This window comes from Salidesulfovibrio onnuriiensis (assembly GCF_008001235.1).
GTDB classification, from domain to species: Bacteria; Desulfobacterota; Desulfovibrionia; order Desulfovibrionales; family Desulfovibrionaceae; genus Pseudodesulfovibrio; species Pseudodesulfovibrio onnuriiensis.
On record NZ_CP040751.1, the window covers coordinates 1,478,532 to 1,502,305 of the forward strand.

Here is a 23,774-nt window from a genome sequence, read left to right on the forward strand (position 1 = left end):
AAAAAGAGGCCTCCGTTTCGGAGGCCTTTTCCTTTTTATTTTATCGCTGTCAGCAGCCGGAAGTGCTCGCCGGCCTTGGGCCAGTCCTCGCGGAATCGCATGTCCCTGAACCCGGCGGCCGAGAGCAGGGCTTCCAGCTCGTCGTCGCTCCAGGCCTTGGTGGTGCTGCGCATGGTGGCGGCTGAACCGTTGGCCGCGTCCAGCACGTGGAAGTACTGCACGGCAACCGCGTGTTCCCCGTTCCAGTGGTTTTCCTGCAGACAGATGTAGGGCCGGGGCGAGAACAGGCCGGAGTCGGCCTTGTGCCAGGATGCGGGCGCGGTCCCGGCCGCTTTGACCGCATCCACCGTATGCAGTTCCAGGGCCAGTGTCCCGCCGGTATTCAGGGCGGCATGCGCACGGGCCAGGATATCCCTGCACTGGTCCGGCGAGAACACGTTCAGCTCGCCGTAAATCATCATGGCCAGGTCGTATCCCTCCCCGAAATCCGTGGTCGTAACGTCTCCCTCGGAGAATTCGCACAGGGCCGGGAAGCCGGTTTGCTTTCGCGCATGGGCAATGGAGGCGGGGGAGAAATCGATGCCCCGGTAGATGTGCCTGTCCCGGGCAAAATGGTCGGCATACAGGCCCGGGCCGCAGCCCAGGTCCAGGATGCGTGAGACCTCGTCCCGCAGGGCGTTGTCCTTGAGCCATTTGGCCTGCTTTTTTATGGTCTCCAGCTTGCGGCTGGCCAGGTCGGTTTCCTGCGAAAGGTGAATCTCCAGCATGCGGGCGCTGAACCCCGGTTCGTTCCAGGGAATTTTGTACGCGCCGTCCCAGAAATTGTCCTGCGGGGGCGTTATGTCGAATATGGTTTGCAGTGATTGTCTGCTCATGGGGAACTCCTTTTTCGGGAGCTTCTATACTGCCAGCATGGGATCGAATTGTAAAAACGCGACGTTTGCCGCGAAAATCAGAACTGGAACAGGGGGCGGTCCGGAGCAGGCACCGCCACGTCGGTGACATGGGCGGCCATGCGCGTTCCCGCAAGATACTGGCCCGGCGTCTTGCCGGTCATGGATTTGAAGTCGCGGATGAAGTGGGGCTGGTCCATGTAGCCGAGGTCCTGGGCCAGGGACGCAAGGTTGGCGAACCCGCCGTGGTGCAGCCGCTCGAAACAGTGTTGCAGCCGCACGGAGCGGGCCAGTCCCTTGGGCGTCAGGCCAGTGAACAGCCGCACCTGGCGCTCCATCTGGCGGGGGCTGATGCCCAGCTCCCGGGCCACGTTCGCGACCGGAATACCTCCCCCCGTGGTCTCGATGATCCGTCCGGCGAGCTGGCCGTGCGCGAGACCTGCGGAACCGGGACGCTGATTCTGCAGCGTCGAAAACAGGAGATCGGCCTGTCTGCGCGGGGTGGCCGCCTCCAGCAACATCTGGCCGAGGCTGTCCGAGGGGATTCCGAAGAGCCGGTCCAGGCTGGTGGTGGCGTCGGTCCGCCGGGTCTCCCAGGTGCCGAACAGGTCCGCACCCATGCCCGGGCGCAGGCGCAGGGCGAAATAGGCCTTGCCTGCCGAGGCCGTCACCGTGCCCCGGGTGGTGGCTGCGCTGCAATGAAAGATTTCGCAGGTGCGTTCGTCCAGGATGATGAGCACGTCCGAGGTGGGCACCGGGTAATACTCGAACGTGGCCCGCGTTTCGAGCGGCCCGTTGGTGACCCACAGGGTGTCCACGTGGGAGGCGAGATGTTTTTGGGGTTTGAACGCAAGCACGGGGGCACCCTTGCAGAACCCGGGGCGGTTGGCAAGCGGCAAAAGGCCCCCGGATTGCTCCGGAGGCCTTGGTGCCGGTCGGAATGTTGTTGCTAGTTTTGGGCTGTCTTCACGTGGTGGGCGTTGCCCGTCACTTCCTTGAGGTGGCAAACGCCGCAGTTGTTGTCCGCGCCCACGGACCGGGTGTTGCCCTGGTACTGGAGCGGGGCGATGTTGTCGCGGTTCGCGCCGTACTTGTTCAGGGCCGGGTAGTTGGCGTGCGGGCTGTTGTGGCAGGCGATGCACATCATGTTTCCGTTGGCGTCCAGGCTGTTGCGGTATAGGGCGTGGCCGTCGTGGGTCCAGGTGTTGAAGGCGTTGGCCGTTTTTTTGTCCGGCCTGGTTCCCGGATCGGTGTGGCAGGTGCGGCAGTCCGGCTCGTTCATCCACGGCAGGCGCGGCATGACCTGGTCCGCGCTTTCCACGGTCCTGGCCTTGAGATGCGCCATGAGCCGCTTGGCTCCCTGCTTGCCCTTGCCGTCCTCATGCTTGAGCAGGGAAAGGGCATGGTCTTCCAGATAGCCGTGGCAGCGTACGCAGCCGATGTCGGCCTGGGCGTGCAGCCCGCGCAGGCACTTGGTGGGGCCGTCCGGACGGTTGGGGTGGCAGAAGGCGCAGGCCTCCGAACCCCTGTCAGTGAGGAAGTTGGCGTGGAAGCCGTGGATGGCCGCGGGCAGGTTGAGTAGCTCGGGGTTGCCCTCTGCGCCCAGCACCGGGTCCGGGTGGCAGGACTGGCAGAGCCTGGGATTGCCGGACTGGGCCGAGGCGACCAGTTCGGTGTTGCTCAGCCGGTCGTGGGACTTGAGCACGTCCCGGCCGGTGGCCTGGGAGATTCCCGCCAGGTTGTCCACCAGCCACGGGCCGCCGTGGCAGTTCTTGCAGCCCATTTCCGTGGAGGTGGGCGCGACCGTCTTTGTCTCGGCCAGCAGCTCGCCGGTTTCCGCGTCCTCTGCCCGCACCGTGAATACGGGGTAGGGATTGAATCCGCCGCTGGCCGGGTAGGGCTTCACGGGGATGAGGGCGGCTTCGAAACAGTTGAGCTCCTCGTGGGGCTTGAGCTTGCCGGTCAGGCCGTTGCCGCACAGGCCAACGTTTTCCTGGGGCCGGGCCCCGAACAGGCTCTGGGCGTGATCCCAGAACGAGCACAGCGCGGCCGGATTCTCGAATCCGGGCTCCACGGAATAGGTCAGGGTGACGCCCTTGGTGATAACCTGCGGCTTGTCGCCGCGCTTCACCAGCTGGGCGTAGATGTCGTTGGCCGGGGGCAGCAGCACCCATTCGGAATAGCTGTCCGAGATGCAGTGCATGCCCAGGTTGTTCCAGGCCAGGAGCACGTACTGGTCCTTGTTCTTGTCAAAGGGCGGGATCTCCAGGGGCAGATCCTTGCCCGCAAAGGCGATGTTGCCGGGCCTGCCGCCGTGCAGGGTGTTCACGATGTATCGGGCCAGGGCCATGCGTTCCTGACCGGTGCCCGCGAACAGGGGCATCATGGGTGAAATCGTGCCCATGCCCGAAAGCTTGGCGTCCATGCCCGTCACCGGATATTTTTCGGTCAGGGGCAGGATGTCGTTCATGGGGCCGCCCACGGAATGACAGGAGGCGCATTGCAGCTGGAACAGTTCGCCGCCGAGGCGTTCCATGTCGTCCTCGGTAAGCTCCTTGCCGCTGACCCACTTGGACGAGCCCAGCATGCCCGCCTCGGTGTACTGTTGCATGTCCATGGGCCGGATCTGGTTGGAATACATGTATCCGTGGATGAGATAGGGCTTGCGGGCCGCCTCGCGCAGGAATTCGAAGGATCCCAGGAAGCCGAACCCCAGGAGCAGGAGCGCCACGGAAACGGAGATGCGCAGGTTTCTGGGCAGCCGCACCAGCATGACCGCGCCGAGGACGAACACGGCGGCGGCGAAGAGCGGCACCAGGCTGTAGAACCGGGTGATGCGCGAGGCGCGCAGGGCCAGCCGGTGCAGGGCCTCGGGCGGGATCACGCTGGTGTACCACCAGCCGCAGGCCAGGGCCAGGAGGAGCGGGATCGTGGTCCACCAGGCGCAGGTGCGGTAGATGGTTTCCCGCGCCTCGGCGTCCTGGACCCTGTGGGCGGTGACAAAGCCGAACAGCCCGGCGATGGTTGCCGCCGCAAAGGTGCGGAAGAACAGGGACGGCCAGAAGGACGGGTTGAAGAATCCGTCCCAGAAGCTGCCCGTTTCAAGCCATTGTCCGGGGGTGAGCATGAAGCCGATGATGCCGTTGATGAGGAAGAGCGAGAGCCAGGCGAAGATGAAGTAGAGCCAGCCCACGATGAGGTGGTTGCGGGGGCTCATTTGCTCGAACCGGTAGTGGTAGATGAGCAGGGCCACGATTTCGGCCAGGAAACAGACCCATTCCGCGGCCCAGCCGAACACGAAGGTGTGGATGAGCGTGGAGGTGGCCTGCGGGGCCAGCACCGAGATGGTGAACCAGATGCCCACCCCGGTCATGCCGCCCAGCACCATGGTCACCAGCAGGAAGAACTTGGTGTGGCTGCGCACGTAGGCCAGCAGGGGCGCGGAGCCGCGCTTGCGGGCCATGCCCTCGAACAGGGGCAGGAACAGGCCGCCGCCCACCGCGAAGTGGGCCAGGAACACATGGATGACCGCTATGAGGGCGATGAAGAATCCGCCGCCGAAGGTTGTCAGTTCCCAAAATGGATATTGCATGGATCAACCCTCCTTGGACGCGAAGAACGCCAGCCGCAGCATGTAGGCCAGGGCCGCCAGGCCGATGACCAATGTGACCAGGAAGAAGACGAAGGGCGAGATTTCGCCGGTGACCTGGAGTTGGCCGGGCGAGAACCACGGCTCCAGGGTGGCGTTGCGCACCACGGCCCGCACGCCGGACATGGACAGGATCGTGAGACCGGTCCAGATCGCCGCGCTCACGGGCTTGCGCGTTGCCCCGGCCATGAGGGCCAGGACGGCCAGGGCCACGGAAACCAGGAGCAGGGCAGTGCCCGGGACGCTGTCGCCCATGAACTGGAGCAGCACGGGCCGGTCCAGGGCCACCAGCCACCACAGGCCCGAGGCGATCTGGAGCACCGAGGCCGTGACGAACAGGCGCAGCCCCGAGTGTTGTACGATTTCGGAGGAGGTTGTTCCACGCTCCTTGCCGAACCGCGCCAGCAGGGCCGCCGCCAGGCCGCCCACGGCCAGGGAGGCAAACAGGAAATGCAGGAAGCGCGGGGCAAAGGTCGCGTCCATGAAATTGAACAGGGTGCCGGAGCTGCCGCCCACGCCCGAAACCCAGAGGTCGGGCCGCAGCATCAGGGTCAGCACGTTGACCATGACCAGGCCGACACACAGGATCACGGCCAGGGCCGCGAGCAGGTAGCCGCCCCTGTTTGCGGGGTCGGCCGCGCTCTTGTGCTGGTGGATGTACAGGGCGTAGTAGCCCGCGATGAGCAGCAGGATCACGCCCAGCCACCACGCGGCGGAAAGTACGGACCCCGAATAGAAGAAGTGGCCGTAGACCACCTGGAGAAACAGGAGCGGCGCCACCCCGAAGTTGACCACCAGGGCAAAGACCGTGGGCAGCTTGCGGGTGATGGGGGCCGCCAGGTCGGCGCGTTTGTTCAGGGTTAGGTACAGGGCGAAGAAGCCGCCCCCCACGAGGACGTTCACCAGGATCATGTGCAGGGTGAACGTGAGGATGTTCAGGCCTTCGAACCAGCCCCAGGCCATGGGGATGGCGTCGGGAACGGGAATCAGAGCGGTCGGATCCATAAGGCACCTCCATCCTGCGTCTATATCGCATGGTGGCGCTGGATCGTATTATAAATAGAGGAATTCTGTTGTGTTGCAATGAAAAAGGCCCGGAAAACGTTTCCGGGCCCTGGGGTGTCGCGTGAAAATGAGGTTCGGCTCAAAGTCCGAGGGCATGGCAGGCCGCGCCCATGAGGGCCGTGTCCCTGTGGGTCACCAGATGGATGGGCATGTCCGCCACCATGGGGCTGAGCCGCCCCTTGGCCCGGAATGCCTCCAGGAACCGGGGGCTTCTGATGTATTCGGGCATGCGCGGGGGGATGCCGCCGCCGATGTACATGCCGCCGTAGCAGGAGACCTTGAGGGCCAGGTTGCCCGCTTCCGCGCCCAGGATTTCCGTGAACAGCTCCAGCACGGCCACGCAGATGGGATTTTCCTCGGGGCGTTCGAGCCCGGCCCGGACGATGACCGGGGTCTGGTCCTCAGCCTCGGCCAGGTCCCGTGCCAGGGCCTCGGGTTCGGGATGTTTGCCGGTGTCGCGCAGGAAGGCGTAGAGATTGGGAATGCCCACCCCGGCGCAGACGCGTTCGTAGCTGACATGGTCGTATTTTTCCAGCAGGTAGGCCAGCAGCTCCATCTGCAGTTCGGTGCGCGGGCCGAATTCCGTGTGCCCGCCCTCGGAGCTGTTGGGCCGGTATCGGCCGTGCCCGTCCCAGGTCAGGAACACTTCGCCCAGCCCCGTGCCGGGGGCCACCAGCGCCTTGGTGCATTCCGGCACCGGAACGCCCTGGTTGATGGTCACCAGCATGGATTCGTCCAGGTGCGGCACGGCGTGGGCCATGGCTTCCAGGTCGTTGAGCAGGGCGACCCGGCCGATGCCGGTTTCCCGCTGCAGCCGGTCCCCGTCGATGATCCAGGGCAGATTGGTGATCTGCGCTCGGTTCTGCTTGATGGGTCCGGCCACGCCGAAGCTGGCGCGCTCCGCCGAGAGTCCGTGCTTCTTCAGGAAGGCGCGCACGATGTCTTCGAGCCCGGCGAATTCCTGGCTGGGGTAGGTCTGGCGCACGACGGGATCGTCCGGACCTCGGTCCGCGGAGAAGATTCCCAGGCGGGTCTTGGTTCCGCCGATGTCTCCTGCAAGTATCATTGTCCGTTCCGTCCCGTTGTCTGTTGGCGCTTCGCGTTCATTATGTAGTTATTGTTTGTGAAACCAAATACATCCATTATTATTTTCCGTAAACCTCTTCATGGGTGAAGTGCCCGTCCGCAATAACCGTGGCGTCGAGGTTTTCCCTGTCCACGCCCACCACAGGAGTGATGATGGTGGGGATCTCGGCAAACCCGTTGTCCACGGCGCGGGCGTCCGGGGCCAGCTCCTTCACCGTCTTTTCAGGCTGTTCGGCCATGGCCACGGCAATGTCCGCGGCGCGGTAGGCCAACGGCTTGATCTTTTTCCAGACCTCGAAGGCCTGTCTGCCCTGGGCCACCATGCGGATGTTGCGCAGGTCCGCGTCCGAACCGGCCACGAAGACCTTGTCCACGGAGTCCAGGTCCTGCTCGTGCAGGGCGCCCATGACACCGGAGGCCAGGCCGCTGTTGTTGCAGATGAAGGCGTCGATCCTGTCGCGGTGTTTCAGCAGCAGGGTCTCGGCCGTTTCCCGGGCCAGGTCCGGGGACCAGTCCATGTGGGACTTGCGGGCCACGAGATTGATGTCCGGGTGCTTTGCGGCAAAGTCGAGCATTCCCTGGCTCATGGCCTCGGCGTTGGCGTCGCCGGGCCGCCCCATGATCAGGGCCACGTTGCCCTTGACCGCGCCCCTGTGCTTCAGGAGCCATTTTTTCAGGGCCTTGGCCTGGAGTTCGCCCACGGCCCAGCTGTCCTGCATGACCATGACGTCCAGCGGTCCGTTCTGGAGCATGGAGTCGTAGCCCACCACGCGCACGCCGCGCTCATGGGCCAGCTTGACCAGGCTGCCCGCCGTACCCGTTTCCACGGGCTGGAGAACCAGGACCTGGATGCCCTGGTCGAGCATCTTTTCCACCTGGCGCAGCTGCACCAGTTCGTCGTTGCGGCTGGAGTCGAAGAGCACGGTTGCTCCCTTGCCCTCGGCGCGGGCCATGAACAAGGCCTTGTCCGTGCGGTAGCGTTCCTCCTGCATGGTTTTCAGGAGAAAACCGATGCGCAGTTCCTTGGCCTGGGCCGTTGTTGCCAGGCCTGCGGCCAGGATCACGGCGCAGAGCGCCACGGTCATGGTCCTCACGGCTTGGGGGAATGTATGAAGCATGCTTTGCGAACCTCCGCTGGTGTTGATCCCGGGCCCTAGGCGGACTTGCGCTTGTTGAGCACGTCGAACCACACGGCCAGGATGATGATCAGGCCCTTGATGATGAGCTGGTAGAAGGTCTCCACCCCCAGCAGGCTCATGCCGTTGTTCATGATGCCGATGATGAAGGCGCCGATGACCGTGCCCGTGATGGTGCCCACGCCGCCCGAGAAGCTGGTGCCGCCGATGATGACGGCGGAGATGGCGTCGAGCTCGAACATGTTCCCCAGGTTGGGGGAGGCCCCGTTGAGCCGCGAGGCCAGCAGGATGCCCGACAGGGCGGACAGGGTGGTGATGATGGAATAGACGATGAGCTTGACCCGGTAGATGCGGATGCCGGAGAGGCGGGCCGCCTCCTCGTTGCCGCCGATGGCGTAGATGCGCCGGCCGAGCATGGTGTTGTTCAGGATGAAGACCCCCAGGGCGGCGATGACGCCGAAGATGAGCACCGGGTAGGGGATGCCCCGATAGGCCGTGAAGACCCAGAAGGCGAGTCCCAGGCCGGCCACCGCAATGATCGAGGAGGCGACGATCTTCTGGGCCCTGATGGTGACATTGTACTTCTTTTTCTGCTGCACGCCCCGGAAGAGGCTGAGGAAGAAGAAGACGAGGGCGGCCGCTATGAGGATTCCCGAATAGGCCGGGGAGATGAACGAGCCGCCCAGTTCAGGGAACAGAGGGTCGGTGACCGGCACTGAGCTGCCGTTGGAGAGGGTCAATGCCAGGCCCCGGGCAATGGTCATCATGCCCAGGGTGATGATGAACGGCGGGATGTTGTAGTGGGCGACCCAGAAGCCGTTCCACAGGCCGATGAGCACGCCCGCCACGAGCAGGGTGAGCAGGATCGCCGCCCAGACGTTCATGCCCTGCTGCATGAGCAGGGTGACCATGATGGCCGAAAGGCCGACAATGGAACCGACGGAAAGGTCGATGCCGTTGATGATGATGACCATGGTCATGCCCACGGAAATGATGCCGATGATGGTGGTCTGCCGCGCCAGGTTGGTGATGTTGCGCGGGGTGAAGAACGCGTCGTCCATGAAGCCGAAGATGGCGGCCAGGATGACGAGCGCGATGAGCGTTCCGTTTTCCTTGAGGAAGCCCATGATCTGTTGCATGAAATCGGTTTTATGTGCGGTGGTGCTCATTGCTTATTCCCCTTTCTTCTTGCTGCCGGTGCCGTATTCCATGATGAGCTCCTTGGTTGCTTCCGTCTCATCGAGTTCCGCGGCTATCTCCCCTTCGCACATGACCAGGATGCGGTGGCACATGCCCATGATCTCGGGCAGTTCCGAGGAGATCATGATCACGGTGACACCTTCCTCGACCAGCTTGTTGAGGAGGTTGTAGATTTCCACTTTGGCCCCGATGTCGATGCCCCTGGTGGGTTCGTCCAGGATGAGCACCTTGGGGGCCGTGTTCAGCCACTTGGCCACGATGACCTTCTGCTGGTTGCCGCCGCTCAGCGTGTCGATGGCCACGTCCAGGCCGGGCGTCTTGATGTTCAGCTTGCCGATGTAGTCGCGGGCCAGGTTGCGTTCCTTGGCCTTGTTGATGACGCCCCACTGGTGCGCAACGGTCTCCAGGGAGCCGATGGTCATGTTGGTGAGCACGCTCTGGCCCAGCACCAGGCCCAGGGCCTTGCGGTCCTCGGTGACCAGGGCGATGCCGTTCCTGATTGCGTCCTGGGGGCGCTTGATCTTGAGTTTTTTGCCGTGGAGGTGGACCTCGCCGCACACGCCCCTGCGGTATGCGCCGAAGATGCTGGAGACCAGCTCGGAGCGGCCCGAGCCCATGAGCCCGGATATTCCGAGGATCTCGCCCCTGTAGGCGTCGAAGGAAACGTCCTTGATGAGCTGCTTGCCCGGTAGGGTGGGGTGCTTCAGGCAGAGGTTTTTGACCTCCAGTACCTTTTCGCCCCGGTTGGCCTTCATCTTGGGGAACATGTCCTTGATGTCGCGGCCCACCATGCGGTTGATGATCTCGTCCATGGTGATCTCGCTCATGGGGGTGACCTCGCCGATGGTCTTGCCGTCGCGCAGCACGGCCACCCGGTCGGCAATGATCTCCAGCTCGTCCATCTTGTGGGAGATGTAGGTCATGCAGACCCCGTTTTCCTTGAGCTTGCGGATGGTCTTGAACAGGGCGTCCACTTCCTTGTCCGTAAGGGCGGAGGTGGGCTCGTCGAAGACCAGGATCTCCGCGTCCTTGGAAAGGGCCTTGGCTATCTCCACCATCTGCTGCTTGCCCACGGTAAGCTCGCTGACCTTGTCCGTGGGGTTCACTCCCTTGATGTGGAGCTGGTCCAGCAGGTTCTGGGCTTCGGCATAGACGCGGCTCCAGTTGACCACGCCCAGCCGGCTACAGAACTGCCGGTCGAGAAAAATGTTTTCCGCAACGGTCAGCTCGGGGATCAGGTTCAGTTCCTGATAAATGATGGCCACCTTGGCCGCCTCGGCTTCCCGCGTGTTGCGGAACCGGCACCGTTTGCCCTTCACGAAGATGTCCCCTTCGTAGGTGGGGTACGGCCAGACGCCGCTCAGCACCTTCATGAGGGTGGACTTACCGGCTCCGTTCTCGCCCACCAGGGCGAGCACCTCACCGGCGCGGGCCTCGAAATTCACGTCGTCAAGAGCCCGGACCCCAGGGAAATCCTTGACGATATTCTTCATTTCCAAAACGACTTCGCCCATGGCGATCACCTGTGCTGTTTGCATTTTACTCCGGGAGGGCCGTCCCCAAACGGCCCTCCCGTATCATTAACGGTCCTTGTCAGCGGGAGAGACGATTTTACTGACCGTAGACCTGCGCCTTGGTGTAGAAACCTTCGGCAATGATGGTGCTGTCGATGTTGTCCTTGGTGACAGGCACCACCGGGGTGACCACTGTGGGCACGTCCACGAAACCGTTGTTGATGTTCTTGTCGGCCTTGATTTCCTCACCCTTGGCGACCTTGACGGCCATTTCGGCGGCGGTCTCGGCCAGCGGGTTGATCTTCTTCCAGATTTCCACGGCCTGCTTGCCCTGGGCCACGTACTGGATGTTCACCAGGTCGGCGTCGGAACCGGCCACGAAGACCTTGTTCACGTCGGCCAGGCCCTGTGCGTCCAGGGCGGAGATGACGCCGCGGGCCATGCCGCTGTTGTTGCAGATGAAGGCGTCGATGTTGTTCTGGTACTTGGTGAGCACGTTTTCAGCGGTGGCCATGGCCTTGTCCGGGGACCAGCCTTCGTGGGACTGCTTGGCGACCAGCTTCAGGCCTGGGTTCTGCTCGATGATTTCCAGTGCGCCGGAGGACATGGCCGCGGCGTTGGAGTCGCCGGGCTGGCCCATGATCAGGGCCACGTTGCCTTCAACCTTGCCCTTCTTGGCCTTGAGCCATTCCACCATGGCTTCGCCCTGGAGCTTGCCCACGGCCCAGCTGTCCTGCATGACCATGTAGTCCAGGGGACCGTTCACCAGCAGGGAGTCGTAGCCGATGACCTTGACGCCCTCGTCGTTGGCGGCCTTGACCATGGCGCCGGCCGTGCCGGTGTTCACGGGCTGGAGCACGATGACCTGACAGCCCTTGGCCAGCAGGTTCTCGAACTTCATGAGCTGGGTCTGCTCGTCGTTGTTGGCGGAGTCGAAGTAGACCTTGGCACCCATGTCCTCGGCCTTCTTGATGAAGGCGGCCTTGTCGCGCTGGTAGCGTTCTTCCTGCATGGTCTTGAGCAGGAATCCGACCTTGAGGGTCTTGGCGGCAGCGGGGCCCGCCAGGGACAGGACGAGCAGGCCTGCCACGGCCATGGTGAAGAGTTTCGTCAGTGTACGTTGCATCGTAGAACCTCCGGAAACATGTTTTGGTTTAGCGATTGAAAAATATCTCGCCAGAATAACTCCCATTCTTGAAGGAGTCAGCACACCCGTAATATTTATTCTTGTTATAAAAACAGGTTAAGAGAAAGGACTCTTTCAAGATTGGGCCTAGTATTCTCCTGCTGCAATTTTTTTGTCAACATTTAATTTAATATTTAAACAAATTGATTGAGCGATCAAGCCGAAAGCAGCCTCTTTTCTTGGCGTTTCAGTGGCGATTCCGTGAATTTCTCCTGTTTCGGGCAGGCTTGCCTCGGTTATTTGTTTATGTCATAAATTAATTTACCGGGCAGATATGCTAGCCTATGTAACTACGGGGGACCCGCAAGGGTTGCCATTATTTATTTGCCGCCAGAGAGGGATTTTTCAGAATGGCTATACGACCGGAACCGCTCAAGACCCTGAACCAGTATCAGATACTGAACACCATCCGCATCGCGGGGAGCATCTCGCGCATCGAGATCGCCCAGATCGTGGGCCACAGCAGGGCCACGGTGACCAACATCACGGCCAAGATGATCGCCAGCGGGCTCATCTATGAAAAGGAAGTGGAGGGCACCGCAGCGCGGGGGCGCAACCGCATCCTGCTGGCCATCAATCCGGACGCGGCCTATGTGGTGGGCGTGAAGGTCTCGGCGTTCCGCATCGGCTGCGTGGTCACGGACATTCTGGCCAACGTCAAGAGCTCGGTGGTTATGCCCGTGCGCACCAGCGAGCGACCGGCCGAGTTTGTGGCCGACCTCATCGAGGAGGCCATCCGCCATTGCGTGCTCGAGGCCGGGCTTTCCCTCAAGCAGGTCTCGGGCATCGGCATCGGCGTCCCGGGGCTGGTGGACAGCCGCGAGGGCGTCAGCTACTGGAGCCCGCTGTACCGCCGGGGCGACATCACCCTGCGCGATCTCATCCAGGACCGCTTTGGAATTTCCACCTACGTGGACAACGACTCCAACACCGTGGCCCTTTCCCAGCTCTGGCGCGGCCAGGGCATGGGCATCAACAATTTCGCCGTGGTCACGGTGGAGGACGGTTTGGGCATGGGCGTGGTCATCGACGGCGAGCTGTATCGGGGATCCAACGGGTTTGCCGGGGAGCTGGGCCATTTCGTGGCCGTGCCGGGCGGCGAGCCCTGCCGCTGCGGCAAGAAGGGCTGCTACGAGGCCTATGTCAGCAACTTCGGCATCCTCAACGCGGCCAAGCGCCTGTGTCGCGAGGGAACCTGGCAATGCGCGGACATGGAGGCCCTGGCCTACGAGGAGGTGCTCGAGGCGGCCCGGGCCGGGAACCAGGACCTGGTGGAGGTCTTCAACCGCGCCGGGAGCTATCTCGGCCATGCCCTGGCCGGGCTCATTCAGATTTTCAACCCCTCCAGGATCATCGTCACAGGCAACGGCATCCGGGCCGGAGAGCTCATGTTCGGGCCCATGCGCGCCATGCTGGAGGAGAGCGTGTGGCCCGAGATGCATTCCAAGACCGAGGTGGTGGTGCACGAATGGCAGGACATGGACTGGTCCCTGGGCGCGGCCTGTCTGGTGCTCCAGGAACTGTACAAGTCGCCCCTGGACCGCTGCGTTGCCGCGGAAAAGATGCAGGAAGCCATCAAGTCGGATTGATCGCCGTTTTCCTGCGCAGGAAAAAAGAGCAAGGCCTCCGCGAAAGCGGAGGCCTTTTTCGTGCCCAGGGCGCGTGGGCTTATGAAGGGGTCTGTTTCCGCCCGTTGTCCGGCGACTGCTCTTTATAGCCAGGAGGGCAGTCTGGGGCCGGAACCTCAGGGTCGGACCAGTACCCGCCGAACCCTCGGCTGGAAGAATCCCGCCGTGAGCCGGAAGGTGGGCGTGAGGGTTTTTTAGAGCGCTGCTTCATAGATCGCCACCACGTCCGCGTCGGTGGGGCAACGCGGGTTTGTCAGGCCGCAGGCGTCCTTCTGGGCGTTGGCCGTCATGGTCGGGATGTCGGCGGCCTTGACGTCCTTGCCGTACCGCTTGCCCAGTTCGATGAGCCCGGAGGGGATGCCCACGTCGCAGGAGAGTTCCTGAATCGCGTCGAGGCATTTTTCGGCGGCCGCGCGCGGCGAAAGCCCATTGATGTTTTCACCCATCAGTGTGGCCATCTTGGCGAAGCGGTCCACCTTGGCCGGGAGGTTGAAGCGTTCCACATGGGGCAGGAGAATGGCGTTGCATTCGCCGTGGGGGAGGTCGTAGAAGCCGCCCAGCTGGTGGGCCATGGCGTGCACATGCCCCAGTGAAGCGTTGTTGAAGGCCATCCCCGCCAGGTACTGGGCAAAGCACATGGCTTCGCGCGCTTCCACATCCTGGCCGTTGGCCACGGCCGGACGCAGGGACTTGAAGACGATCTCGATGGCCTTTTCCGCGCAGGAATCGGTCATGGGGGTGGCGATGGTGGAAACGTACGCCTCCACCGCGTGGGTCAGGGCGTCCATGCCCGTTGCGGCGGTCAGTGCCGGGGGCATGCCCATCATGAGCATGGGGTCGTCTATGGCGATGCCCGGGGTGACCCGCCAGTCCACGATGGCCATCTTCACCTTGCGGGAAAGGTCGGTGATGATGCAGAAGCGGGTCATTTCCGAGGCGGTGCCCGCGGTGGTGTTCACGGCCACATACGGCGGCAGGGGCTTCTCGGATTTGTCGATGCCTTCGAAGTCGTGAATCTTGCCCCCGTTGGAAACCACCAGGCCCACGCCCTTGCCGCAGTCGTGGGAGCTGCCGCCGCCCAGGGTGATGAGGCTGTCGCACTTTTCCTTCTTGTATACCTCAACTCCCTCATGGACGTTGGCGTCCGTGGGGTTGGGGATGGTCTTGTCGTAGACGGCGTACTTCATCTTGCTTGCGTCGAGAAGGTCGGTGACCTGGGCCAGGATCCCCGCGCCGACAATGCCCGGGTCGGTGACGATAAGAGGCTTCTTGCCTCCCAGGGCGCGGATCTTGTTCGGGATTTCCTTGGCGGAGCCGATGCCGATGAGGGTCACGCTGGGGATAAAGAATCCGAAAACTTCTTCGCGTACTGCCATGACAATCTCCTTTTGGGGTTAGAAGGGGCTTCCACTCGCTCGCTTCTTAAGAGCAAAGCCCGGGCCATTTGGAAATCGTCAATAATAACAGCGTGTAAAAAATATGAGGCTTTTAGATTTCGTTGTCTTGGGTCAAAGCGACCCATGAAAGGAAGGCGGCGGATGGCGCCAGGGCGAGCCAGGGCGTGAAAAAGGCCTTGTATTGTGGGGGATATCAAACGCGGGTCAAAGTGACCCGCCCGATTCGGCCCACGGGGTCATTCCGACTCGCGCTGGTCATGGGCGGGCAGCAGGGCGTATTTCTGGATCTTGCGGTAGAGGGTTTTCCTGCCGATTCCCAGGGCGCGCGCGGCTTTCTGCCTGCTGCCGCCGTGGAGATTCAGGATTCGGCGGATGTGGTTCTGCTCCATGGTTTCCAGGGTCATATCCTCGGCGGACGGGTCTTCGCCGTGCATTTCAAGGCCCGCCATTTCGCGCGGCAGGAGCTGGTTGGAGATGGCCCCGTTCTCCGAAAGGATGATGGAGCGCTCGATGACGTTTCTCAGCTCGCGCACGTTGCCGGGCCAGTCGTAGTCCACCATCTGCGTCAGGGCCGAGGCCGAGATGGTGCAGTGGTCGTGCCCGACGCAAAGCCGGGCCAGGAAATGCTCCACCAGCAGGGGGATGTCTTCCTTGCGTTCCTTGAGGGGCGGGATGTGGATGTTGAAGACGTTGATGCGGTGGAACAGGGCCTCGTTGAACCTGCCGTTGGCCACTTCCTCGGCCAGGTTGCGGTTGGTGGCGAAAAGAAAGCGGATGTCCGCCTGGCGTTCCTCGTTATCCCCGACCCGGCGGTAGCGCTTGCTTTCCAGCACGCGAAGCAGGGAGGCCTGCACGTCTTCGGGAAGGTCGCCGATTTCGTCCAGGAACAGGGTGCCCTTCTGGGCCAGGCTCATGAGGCCGTCCTTTGCCTCGGCCGCTCCGGTGAAGGCCCCCCGCTTGTGGCCGAACAGCTCGCTGCGCACCAGCTCGCGCTGGAGCATGGCGCAGTTCTTGATGATCAACTGCCTGTCCGCCCGGTTGCTTTGGGCGTGGAGATTGCGGGCCACCACGTCCTTGCCGACGCCGGACTCCCCGGTGATGAGCACCGGGACGTTGGTGGGGGCCACCTTGGAGAGCAGGTAATGCACATGGGTGATGGCCCCGGACCTGCCGATGAGGGGCAGGGCGGGACGCTCGTTTTCCTGGGAGTGGCGCAGCCGCTTGTTTTCGCGCTGCAGGAAAACCCGTTGGTAGGCCCGGTCCAGCATCAGCTCCAGCCGGTCCAGGGCAAAGGGCTTGGTGATGTAGTCGTAGGCCCCCATGCGCATGGCCTCCACCGCGTGGTCGATGCTGCCGTGCCCGGTGATGAGGATGACCTCGGCGTCGGGCAGTGCGGCCTTGAATTCCGTGAACAGCTCCAGGCCGTCCGCGTCCGGCAGGCGGATGTCCAGCACGATGATGTCGTACTGGTTGCTTCGCAGCTCCTGGCGCGCGCTTTTGGCGTCCACGGCCGTATGGACCATGCGCCTGTCGTTGACCAGCTCCCTGACCAGGAGCCTGCGGATGGGTTCTTCGTCGTCCACGACCAGGACGGAGTAGGGATCATGCATGATTCGGCTCCTGGATGGAGGGCAGGCGCACCGTGAAGGTGGAGCCGCGCTCCGGGCGGCTGGCCACGGTGATGTGGCCCTTGTGTTCGCTGACGATGCTGTAGCAGGTGGACAGGCCGATGCCGATGCCGCTTCCCACCCCCTTGGTGGTGAAGAAGGGGTCGAACAGCTTGCCCAGGTGTTTTTCGGGAATGCCGCAGCCCGTGTCCTGCACCTGGAGGCAGATGTATCCGTCCTCGTCGCGGAAGGTGCGCACCGTGATGACGCCCGGCTCCTCGCCGATGGCGTCCGTGGCGTTGGTCAGCAGGTTGAGCAGGACCTGCTTGATCTGGGGCGCTTCCGCGTTGATGTCCGGCAGGGACGCGTCCAGCAGTTCCTCCACCCGCAGGGGCGGGTGCTTCTTGAGGTGGTAGTGCAGCAGCTGGAGCGACTCCGAAACCACGTTGTTCAGGTTCACTGGCGTGAACACGGCGGAACTCGGGTGCCCGAAATTCAGCAGGCTGCGCACGATGTCGCGGCATCGGTTGCATTCGTCGAGGATGGTCCGGATGTATTCGCGGAAGTCCTCGGCGGTCTCGGACGCCATGGTGGCCTCGAAGGCGTCCAGCCTGCGGCGCAGCCCTTCGGCATAGCCCGAGATGGCCATGAGCGGGTTGTTGAGCTCATGGGCCACTCCCGTGGCCAGCCTGCCGATGGTGGCCATTTTCTCGGCCTGGTAATACTTGGCTTGGTATTCCCGTTCCTTGGTCACGTCGCGTTTGAAGATGAGCACCAGGGGCTCGGCCTGGTTCGGGCTGGACAGGGGGGAGGCCACCATCTCGAACTGGAGCTTGCGGCCGCGGATGCGAAAGAAGGCGTTTTCCCTGGAGACCTCCCCGGTTTCCAGAGACTTGAACGCCGGGCATTCCGGGCAGGGCGTGTCCTGGTTCCGGAACAGCTCGTAGCAGAAGCGGCCTTCCGGCGAAACCCCTTCAAAGAGCTCGGTGAAGACGCGGTTCACGGAGATGATGCGCAGGTCCGCGGAAAGGACCATCATGACGTCGGTGATGCCGTCCAGGATGGCGGCGATCTCCCGCCGGTTCTCCTCGGATTCGATGTTGGCCGCGTGGAGCTCCTCAATCTTGCGCTGCAGCTCCTGGAAGTAGCCGAGCTTGGAATGCTCTATGCCGATGAGGTCGTTGAGGCCCGTGGACATTACCAGGCCTCCCGGCAGATGCTCATGAGGTCGGTCCAGTCGGCCTCGCGGGGGTTGCTGACGTAGCAGGCGTCCTTGACCGCCATCTTGCAGATGGCCTCCAGCTTGGAGTCGTCCGGGATCAGTTCGCGCAGCCGGGTGGTCACTCCCAGCTCCTCGAAGAGGCTTTCCAGGGTGGCGATGCCCTCCAGGGCCGCATCCCTGTCGGAGGCCTTCCCGGAGCCGGCGATCATTCTGCCTATGGCCCCCATGGCCTCCGGGCATGCGCTCATGTTGTAGCGCATGACCGGGGTCAGCAGCACCGGGTGCACCAGCCCGTGCAGCACGTCGTAAATGCCGCCCAGGGAATGGGCCAGGGCGTGCAGGATGCCGAGGCTGGCGTTGCTGAAGGCCATGCCCGCCGAGGTGCTGGCGATGGAAAGTTGCTCCAGGGCGTGCGGGTCCCGGTCCGTGGCCGCCGGCTTGATGTATTTGATGAACAGTTCCACGGCCTTTTGGGAATGCATGCGGGTGAAGGGCGAAGCCAGGCGGGATACGTAGGATTCCACTGCGTGGGCCAGGGCGTCGACGGCCGAGGCCACGATCAGGCTTTCGCTTTTCGTGGAGAGCAGCATGGGGTCGATGATGGAGATGTTGGGCACCAGGGAACGGCTGATGATGGACATCTTCACCTCGCGCCGCACATCGGTGATGATGCAGAACTGGGAAATGTCCGAGCCGCTCCCGGCCGTGCTGGGAATGAGGATCATGGGCGGCAGGGGGCGCATGATCCGGTTGGCGCCCTCGTAGTCGGCGATCTTGCCGCCGTTGCCCGCCAGGATGCCGATGCCCTTGGTGGCGTCCATGGGGCTGCCGCCCCCCAGGCTGACCAGCACGTCGCACCCCTCCCGGCGATAGATTTCGGCCCCCTCGTGGATCTGGTGGTCCCTGGGGTTGGAGTTCACGTTGTTGAAATAGACGCACTCCAGGCCGTCCTCGTCCAGGATTTCCCGGACCTTGTTCACCCACACGGTTTCGTGCAGTCCCTTGTCGCTGACCAGCAGAACCCGGCTGGCGCCCACCCTGCGCGCGCACTGGGCCAGGTGCCTGATGCTGCCGTTGCCGAAGATGATGTCCGGGACGGCGAATTTGGTGATGAGCATGTGTTTTGCGACTCCTCTCTCATTGGCGGGTTGCCGCGAGTATAGAATCGAAAACGAACAAATGACAAGATACTTGGTCTCTTATGTGTCCTGCCCGCACGGGCGGCGCACGGAATTCACGGGACCGAATGCGTGCGGCGGCGTCTGCACCGCCGCACGCAGGGGGGCGGATTAGCGGCTCTTTGGACGCAAAAACGCGCACGGGGAATCTCCTCGTGCGCGTCTGTTTTTCGGGCCGGGGAGCAGCGCCCCTTTCCGTGGCAGCCAAAAAAAACTTTGCGGCTATTCGGAAAGGTCGCGGTCCGCGTAATCGAAATATCCGCAGTCCTTGATCTCGAATTCCGAGTCGAAGAACGGGGACGATATGAGAAACTCCGCAGAGGACCGGTTGCTGGCCGTGGGGATGTTGTAGAGCACGGCCAGCCGGAGCAGGGCCTTGACGTCCACGTCGTGGGGCTGGGGCTGCATGGGGTCCCAGAAGAAGATGAGCACGTCCACCTTGCCCTCGGTGATGAGCGCGCCGAGCTGCTGGTCGCCGCCCAGGGGGCCGGAGCGCAGCCGGTTGACCGCGATCCCGCTACCCTCGCCCGCGTGCTCCCTGAGCATGTTTTCCACCAGCCGTCCGGTGGTGCCGGTGGCCACCAGGTGGTGCCGGGCAAAGGCCTGGCGGTTGCAGCTTATGAAATCCAGCAGTTCGTTCTTGCAGTTGTCGTGCGCCACCACGGCTATGTTCTTGATCGCCTTCATGCCCGTCCTCCTCGGTAGTCGGTGTTATTCCTGATGCAGGAACATGGAGCTGCCCAGGTCGCAGCCCAGCAGGTTGCAGACCACGTCGCACTTGGCCTTGAACGCGAAGTATATGGGACGTCCCGCGCGGTCGTAAAGGGATTCGAAGTTGCCTTGGCCCTTGCTGAGGACCGCGTCGGCGCTGCGGTAGGTCTCCAGGAACTCGGGTGAGCCCTGCTCCAGGAGGGTGCCGCAGGTCTTGCAGCCGGAGGGGATCACGGTGCAGAGCCTGTCCATGCCCACGAACCGGGCGTCGTCCACCAGTGCGTCGTTGAGTATGGGCGCGCTGCGCACGGCATAGGTGACGTTCACCTCACGTTCGCGCAACAATTCCACGAGGATGGTGTCCAGGCCGATCTCCCCGGCATTGTCGCCGAGGATGAGCAGGTGCGCTCCCGGACGCAGGGTCCGGAGGAATCCCTCGAAGACCTGTCCCAGAAAAGCCATGTCGGTCTCGTCGGTCAGGGCGTTCTCCCAGTCGAAGGGGCGCTTGATCCCCAGGTCGATGTAGTTGCCGATGATGGAAACGTTGAGGGCCGCGTGCAGGGGATCCGCATGGTTCCGCACCCGCTCGCGCAGCGCGGGCAGCATGTCCAGGACCCGTTCGTTGGCTTCCCGCTTGGCTTCGGTATAGGGGTCCGCGATGCCGAGGATCTCCGCACCCAGGGGGTAGAGATGCCCGGCCCAGTGCGGTACGGTTTGCTTCATGTCCAAGGTGGCCAGTTCGGCGCTCCAGGCCCGGAGCAGTTCCTCGTGTTTGTCGGGATCGTCCGGGCGGGCGCGGCGGGCGCAGCGCAGACCCTGGTCCAGCAGGCAGATAAGGCATTCCAGTTGAGGGCGCATGTGTTTCTCCTCGTGCGGCTTTCGGCCATAACGAAAAAGGCCTCCGCTTGCGCGAAGGCCTTGCATATTCTGGCGTCCCCAAGGGGATTTGAACCCCTGTTAACGGCGTGAAAGGCCGTCGTCCTGGACCGGGCTAGACGATGGGGACTCGTCTGAGGCAAGCCGACCGGCAGGTGGTCGTAGTGGCCTGCTTGAAAAAGATTTGGCGTCCCCAGGGGGATTTGAACCCCCGTTAACGGCGTGAAAGGCCGTCGTCCTGGACCGGGCTAGACGATGGGGACGCAATCTTTAAATGTCAAATTGGCTGGGCTGCAAGGACTCGAACCTTGATTAACGGAGCCAGAACCCGTCGTCCTGCCAATTGAACGACAGCCCAGCAGCGAGAGGTTGATTTATAGGTTCCCGGTGGGGTTGTCAACCTCTTTTCTTAATGTTTTTTAGACCGCGCGTGCGAGACGGCGGGTGCGCTTCTTCAGCTTGTTGATCTTGCGACGGATGCGGTCGCGCTGAGCGCGTTCGGAGACTTCGTCCTTCTTCACGCGAAGTTCGCGGATGGTCTTCTTGATGCCGAAGATCTGGTCCTTGTACGGGGACGCGGCGCCTTCTTCGTCGGACATGCCGAAGACTTCCTTGATCTTGCCGATCAGCTCTTCCTTGGACTGGGAGGAGGCACCGGTGATCATGGGCAGCTTGGCCACGCACAGTTCGCGCAGTTCTTTTGCGGTCATCTTTTCCAGGGGCTTGGTCAGGCCAAGCTCGTCAAAGGAAATCTCTTTCACTTCTTCGCTCATGTTTTTTCTCCTGAGGCCCCGTGGGGCTCAAAATTCATTCTTCTTCAAAAATTTTCTGGTATGCCCGGTAGCATCTGCCAATGGCCGAATCCGGGTCCAGCGTGTCATTCAGCGCACCTAACGCACTGGGTTTCTTATATTTCAAAGGCGGCTCGCGCCGAGCGGTGGCTCTTTGCCTGCCCAATGGAACCCTGCCGTTTAGCAGCTCGAAGAGCACTTTGTCAAAGACTTCTTCGCCAAAGAAGTTGTTGACCGTCTCCAGGATAAGCGGGGCCAAGTACGAGGCCTCCTGTACCACGATGGGATCCTCGGCCGCCAGGATCAGCTTCCTGCCCCTGTGCCCGAGCGGCCGGGCCATGTCGGCCATATCGCCCATGAGCCCGTCCCAGGCGCGCCACAAGCGAACCAGCTTGAGGTTGTTGTCCGTGTCCAGCTTCTCCAGCATCCCGGGGAGCACTCGTCCCAGGCGGCTGAGTCTGTTGGCGCGGCCCTTCTTGTTGTAGTGGCGGCGATATCCCATAACGACTCCGTGCGCTGCTCAGTATATTATATGTATATGTTCTTGCAAGGCGAAAAGAAAAGGCCGCCCGAAGGCGGCCCGAGGATGTCGATGTCCTTGGGGCCTATGTGCAGGCCTTGGCCCGGTAGTTGATGATCAGGGTGGGGCAGCCCGGGGAAAGGGCCACCTGCACCACGGTGGAGCCGATGAGCGCCTGGTGGGAATCCTTGATGGAGGAGTGCCGCGCCATGACCAGCAGGTCCGCCTCCTTCCAGCGCGCGAACTTGAGGACTTCGCTGTAGGGCACGCCTTCCCAGGCCTCGAATTCGTGGTCCACTCCCTTGAGGATGTGGCCGTACTTGCGTTCCATCTTGATCTTGGCGGCCTGGATGTAGTTTTCCATGTCCTGCTGGTAGAGCTTGGGGTTGGGGTAGGCCAGCCCGATGTCCAGCACGTGGAAGATGCTCAGCTTGGCCCCGAAGGCCTTGCACTGGGCCACGGCCTGGCACAGGGCGCTTTCCGAGGGGGTGGAAAAGTCCGTGGCCATGACGATGCGCTGCGGGTCGCGTTCCAACATGGCCGAAGGCCGGGTGACCACCAGCACTGGGGCCGTGGCCTGGGTGCTGACCTTGTCCACGTTGGTGTCCACCATGCCCCACATGCGGTTGCCCGCGCATTGCGCGCCCTGGCAGTGGGGGCCCATGACGATCAGATCCGCCTTTTCCCTGATGGCCAGGTTGGCGAGCTCATCTGCAGTGCCGCGGCAGACCACGTACATCCGGTACAGGAGCCCCTCGAGCTTGTCCTTGAAATAGTTTTGGATGTTGTTCTCGGCCGAACGCACCAGCTCCTCGCAGGAGATCAGGTTCTCGGCACCGCCCCAGTCTCCCTCGGGCAGTTCGCAGGCATGATAGATGATGATTTCGGCCTTGTGTCGCCGGGCGAGGGCAAAGGCCATGTCCGCAGCATGCTGTGTGGTCGTCTTGGGTGTGGCGGCCAGGATGATCTTCTTGAACATGCGGCACCCTCCTCATTGGAATTGTCGTAAATCGCCAACCATTTCAGCCGGGTCACCTCTAGTATTCCAGAAAGGGGCGCTTTGTGTCCACAGGAACCGGGAAAAATATCATGTCTTCGGGGCGCGGGCGGGCGGATCATGGCTTGACCGGGCATGCGCATTGCTGTAGAACTGCCCTGAATGAATATCAAGATATATTGATATTGTTTGGAGGCGTATGGAAATTCTCAAGTTTTGCAAGGCGGTTGGCGATGAGACCCGGGCTCGGCTGATGAATGTCCTGCTGCGTTACGAACTCAACGTGGGCGAGATCGTGCAGCTCATGGACATGGGGCAGTCCCGTATTTCGCGTCACCTGAAAATTTTGGCCGAATCCGATCTGGTGGACTGTCGCCGCGACGGGTTGTGGGCCTTTTACCGGGCCAGCGATTCCGGCATGGGCCGCCGTTTTCTGGACGGTGTGGCGCCGCTTCTTGACGGCGAACCCATGTTTGAGAAGGACTTGGCCAGGGCGGAACGCGTCATTCGCGAGCGTACGGCCCAGACCCGCCAGTTCTTTGATTCCATTGCCGACGAATGGGACCGCCTCAACAGCGAGGTCTTCGGCGACCTGGACCTGCGCGGCGAGGTGATCGGCCGCATGCCCCAGTGTAAGATCGCGGCCGACCTCGGCTGCGGCTCGGGTGAGCTCCTGGCGCTCATGGCCTCCAAGGCCGGGACCGTCATCGGCGTGGACAACGCGCCCAAAATGCTGGAGCTGGCCGAGGAACGCTTCCTGGGCGACGCCCGCATGAGCCTGCGCATCGGCGAGCTTTCCCATCTGCCCCTGCGCGACGGGGAGACCGACTGTGCCGTGGTCAGCCTGGTGCTGCACCACCTGGCCCGCCCCCAAGAGGCGCTGGTGGAGGCCGAGCGGATTCTGCGGCCCGGCGGCAGGCTGCTGGTGGCCGAGTTCGACAAGCACACCAACGAGATCATGCGCACCGACTACGGCGACCGTCAGCTCGGCATCGGCAAGGACCAGATGCTCGGCTGGCTGGAAGGGGCCGGGTTCACGGTGAGCGAGGTCACGGAATATAACGTCAACATGGGTCTTACTGTCATCCTTTACGAAGCGGTGAAAGAGTAAGGCGGAT

General features: G+C 62.6%; 20 protein-coding genes and 3 tRNA genes. 2 read left to right on the forward strand and 21 right to left on the reverse strand.

Annotated features, from left to right (window positions below):
• Positions 1-35: 35 nt before the first annotated feature.
• The 9 genes from FGL65_RS06745 to FGL65_RS06785 all read right to left on the reverse strand — a co-directional run bounded on the left by FGL65_RS06745 (position 36) and on the right by FGL65_RS06785 (position 11,669).
• The gene (locus FGL65_RS06745; RefSeq protein ID WP_147820345.1) at positions 36-875 is read right to left on the reverse strand and encodes a class I SAM-dependent methyltransferase; all 840 of its coding nucleotides are present in this window, start codon (positions 873-875) and stop codon (positions 36-38) included.
• Between the two features lie 77 nt (positions 876-952).
• The gene (locus tag FGL65_RS06750) at positions 953-1,750 is read right to left on the reverse strand and encodes a helix-turn-helix domain-containing protein (RefSeq protein ID WP_147820347.1); all 798 of its coding nucleotides are present in this window, start codon (positions 1,748-1,750) and stop codon (positions 953-955) included.
• A 92-nt stretch (positions 1,751-1,842) separates the two neighbouring features.
• Positions 1,843-4,485: a cytochrome ubiquinol oxidase subunit I gene (locus FGL65_RS06755; protein WP_147820349.1), complete on the reverse strand. Its 2,643-nt coding sequence runs from the start codon at positions 4,483-4,485 to the stop codon at positions 1,843-1,845.
• A 3-nt stretch (positions 4,486-4,488) separates the two neighbouring features.
• Entirely contained in the window at positions 4,489-5,547 is a 1,059-nt protein-coding gene (locus FGL65_RS06760; RefSeq protein WP_147820351.1) for a hypothetical protein, read from the reverse strand.
• 139 nt (positions 5,548-5,686) lie between these two features.
• Positions 5,687-6,673, reverse strand: a complete 987-nt coding sequence (gene glk, locus FGL65_RS06765; RefSeq protein WP_147820353.1) for a glucokinase — start codon at positions 6,671-6,673, stop codon at positions 5,687-5,689.
• A 79-nt stretch (positions 6,674-6,752) separates the two neighbouring features.
• Positions 6,753-7,811, reverse strand: coding sequence for a substrate-binding domain-containing protein (locus FGL65_RS06770; protein WP_147820355.1), 1,059 nt, complete (start codon positions 7,809-7,811; stop codon positions 6,753-6,755).
• A 35-nt stretch (positions 7,812-7,846) separates the two neighbouring features.
• On the reverse strand, positions 7,847-8,998 hold the full coding sequence (locus FGL65_RS06775) for a sugar ABC transporter permease (RefSeq protein ID WP_222705805.1): 1,152 nt from the start codon (positions 8,996-8,998) through the stop codon (positions 7,847-7,849).
• Between the two features lie 3 nt (positions 8,999-9,001).
• Complete coding sequence (locus tag FGL65_RS06780; protein ID WP_222705806.1) at positions 9,002-10,567, reverse strand: sugar ABC transporter ATP-binding protein; 1,566 nt, start codon at positions 10,565-10,567, stop codon at positions 9,002-9,004.
• Positions 10,568-10,640: 73 nt separating this feature from the next.
• Entirely contained in the window at positions 10,641-11,669 is a 1,029-nt protein-coding gene (locus FGL65_RS06785; protein WP_147820358.1) for a sugar ABC transporter substrate-binding protein, read from the reverse strand.
• A gap of 410 nt (positions 11,670-12,079) precedes the next feature.
• Between FGL65_RS06785 and FGL65_RS06790 the strand changes: the two genes are divergently transcribed.
• On the forward strand, positions 12,080-13,318 hold the full coding sequence (locus FGL65_RS06790; protein ID WP_147820360.1) for an ROK family transcriptional regulator: 1,239 nt from the start codon (positions 12,080-12,082) through the stop codon (positions 13,316-13,318).
• A gap of 233 nt (positions 13,319-13,551) precedes the next feature.
• Here the strand turns inward: FGL65_RS06790 and FGL65_RS06795 are convergent, their stop codons facing one another.
• The 12 genes from FGL65_RS06795 to FGL65_RS06850 all read right to left on the reverse strand — a co-directional run bounded on the left by FGL65_RS06795 (position 13,552) and on the right by FGL65_RS06850 (position 22,638).
• Positions 13,552-14,733 (reverse strand): iron-containing alcohol dehydrogenase, encoded by a 1,182-nt coding sequence (locus tag FGL65_RS06795; RefSeq protein WP_147820362.1) that lies wholly within the window; start codon positions 14,731-14,733, stop codon positions 13,552-13,554.
• A 257-nt stretch (positions 14,734-14,990) separates the two neighbouring features.
• Positions 14,991-16,364, reverse strand: coding sequence for a sigma-54-dependent transcriptional regulator (locus FGL65_RS06800; RefSeq protein WP_147820364.1), 1,374 nt, complete (start codon positions 16,362-16,364; stop codon positions 14,991-14,993).
• The gene (locus FGL65_RS06805; protein ID WP_147820366.1) at positions 16,357-17,559 is read right to left on the reverse strand and encodes a two-component system sensor histidine kinase NtrB; all 1,203 of its coding nucleotides are present in this window, start codon (positions 17,557-17,559) and stop codon (positions 16,357-16,359) included. The genes FGL65_RS06800 and FGL65_RS06805 overlap by 8 nt, the downstream gene beginning before the upstream one ends.
• The gene (locus tag FGL65_RS06810; RefSeq protein ID WP_147820368.1) at positions 17,559-18,701 is read right to left on the reverse strand and encodes an iron-containing alcohol dehydrogenase; all 1,143 of its coding nucleotides are present in this window, start codon (positions 18,699-18,701) and stop codon (positions 17,559-17,561) included. Before FGL65_RS06810 ends, FGL65_RS06805 begins: the two co-directional genes overlap by 1 nt.
• A gap of 282 nt (positions 18,702-18,983) precedes the next feature.
• Entirely contained in the window at positions 18,984-19,448 is a 465-nt protein-coding gene (locus tag FGL65_RS06815) for a methylglyoxal synthase (protein ID WP_147820370.1), read from the reverse strand.
• Between the two features lie 24 nt (positions 19,449-19,472).
• Positions 19,473-20,330 carry a damage-control phosphatase ARMT1 family protein gene (locus FGL65_RS06820; protein WP_187170568.1) on the reverse strand — a complete coding sequence of 286 codons (858 nt, stop codon included), beginning with the start codon at positions 20,328-20,330 and terminating at the stop codon, positions 19,473-19,475.
• 70 nt (positions 20,331-20,400) lie between these two features.
• Positions 20,401-20,478 (reverse strand) — tRNA-Glu (locus FGL65_RS06825).
• A gap of 55 nt (positions 20,479-20,533) precedes the next feature.
• Positions 20,534-20,611: transfer RNA gene (locus FGL65_RS06830), tRNA-Glu, on the reverse strand.
• Positions 20,612-20,631: 20 nt separating this feature from the next.
• A tRNA-Gln gene (locus tag FGL65_RS06835) sits at positions 20,632-20,706 on the reverse strand.
• Between the two features lie 61 nt (positions 20,707-20,767).
• Complete coding sequence (locus FGL65_RS06840) at positions 20,768-21,121, reverse strand: hypothetical protein (protein WP_147820374.1); 354 nt, start codon at positions 21,119-21,121, stop codon at positions 20,768-20,770.
• A gap of 34 nt (positions 21,122-21,155) precedes the next feature.
• Positions 21,156-21,641 (reverse strand): DciA family protein, encoded by a 486-nt coding sequence (locus tag FGL65_RS06845; protein WP_147820376.1) that lies wholly within the window; start codon positions 21,639-21,641, stop codon positions 21,156-21,158.
• Positions 21,642-21,744: 103 nt separating this feature from the next.
• The gene (locus FGL65_RS06850; protein WP_147820378.1) at positions 21,745-22,638 is read right to left on the reverse strand and encodes a universal stress protein; all 894 of its coding nucleotides are present in this window, start codon (positions 22,636-22,638) and stop codon (positions 21,745-21,747) included.
• Positions 22,639-22,855: 217 nt separating this feature from the next.
• Here FGL65_RS06850 and FGL65_RS06855 point away from each other — a divergent pair, with 217 nt between their 5' ends.
• Positions 22,856-23,767, forward strand: coding sequence for an ArsR/SmtB family transcription factor (locus FGL65_RS06855; RefSeq protein WP_147820380.1), 912 nt, complete (start codon positions 22,856-22,858; stop codon positions 23,765-23,767).
• The last annotated feature ends 7 nt before the right edge of the window (positions 23,768-23,774 follow it).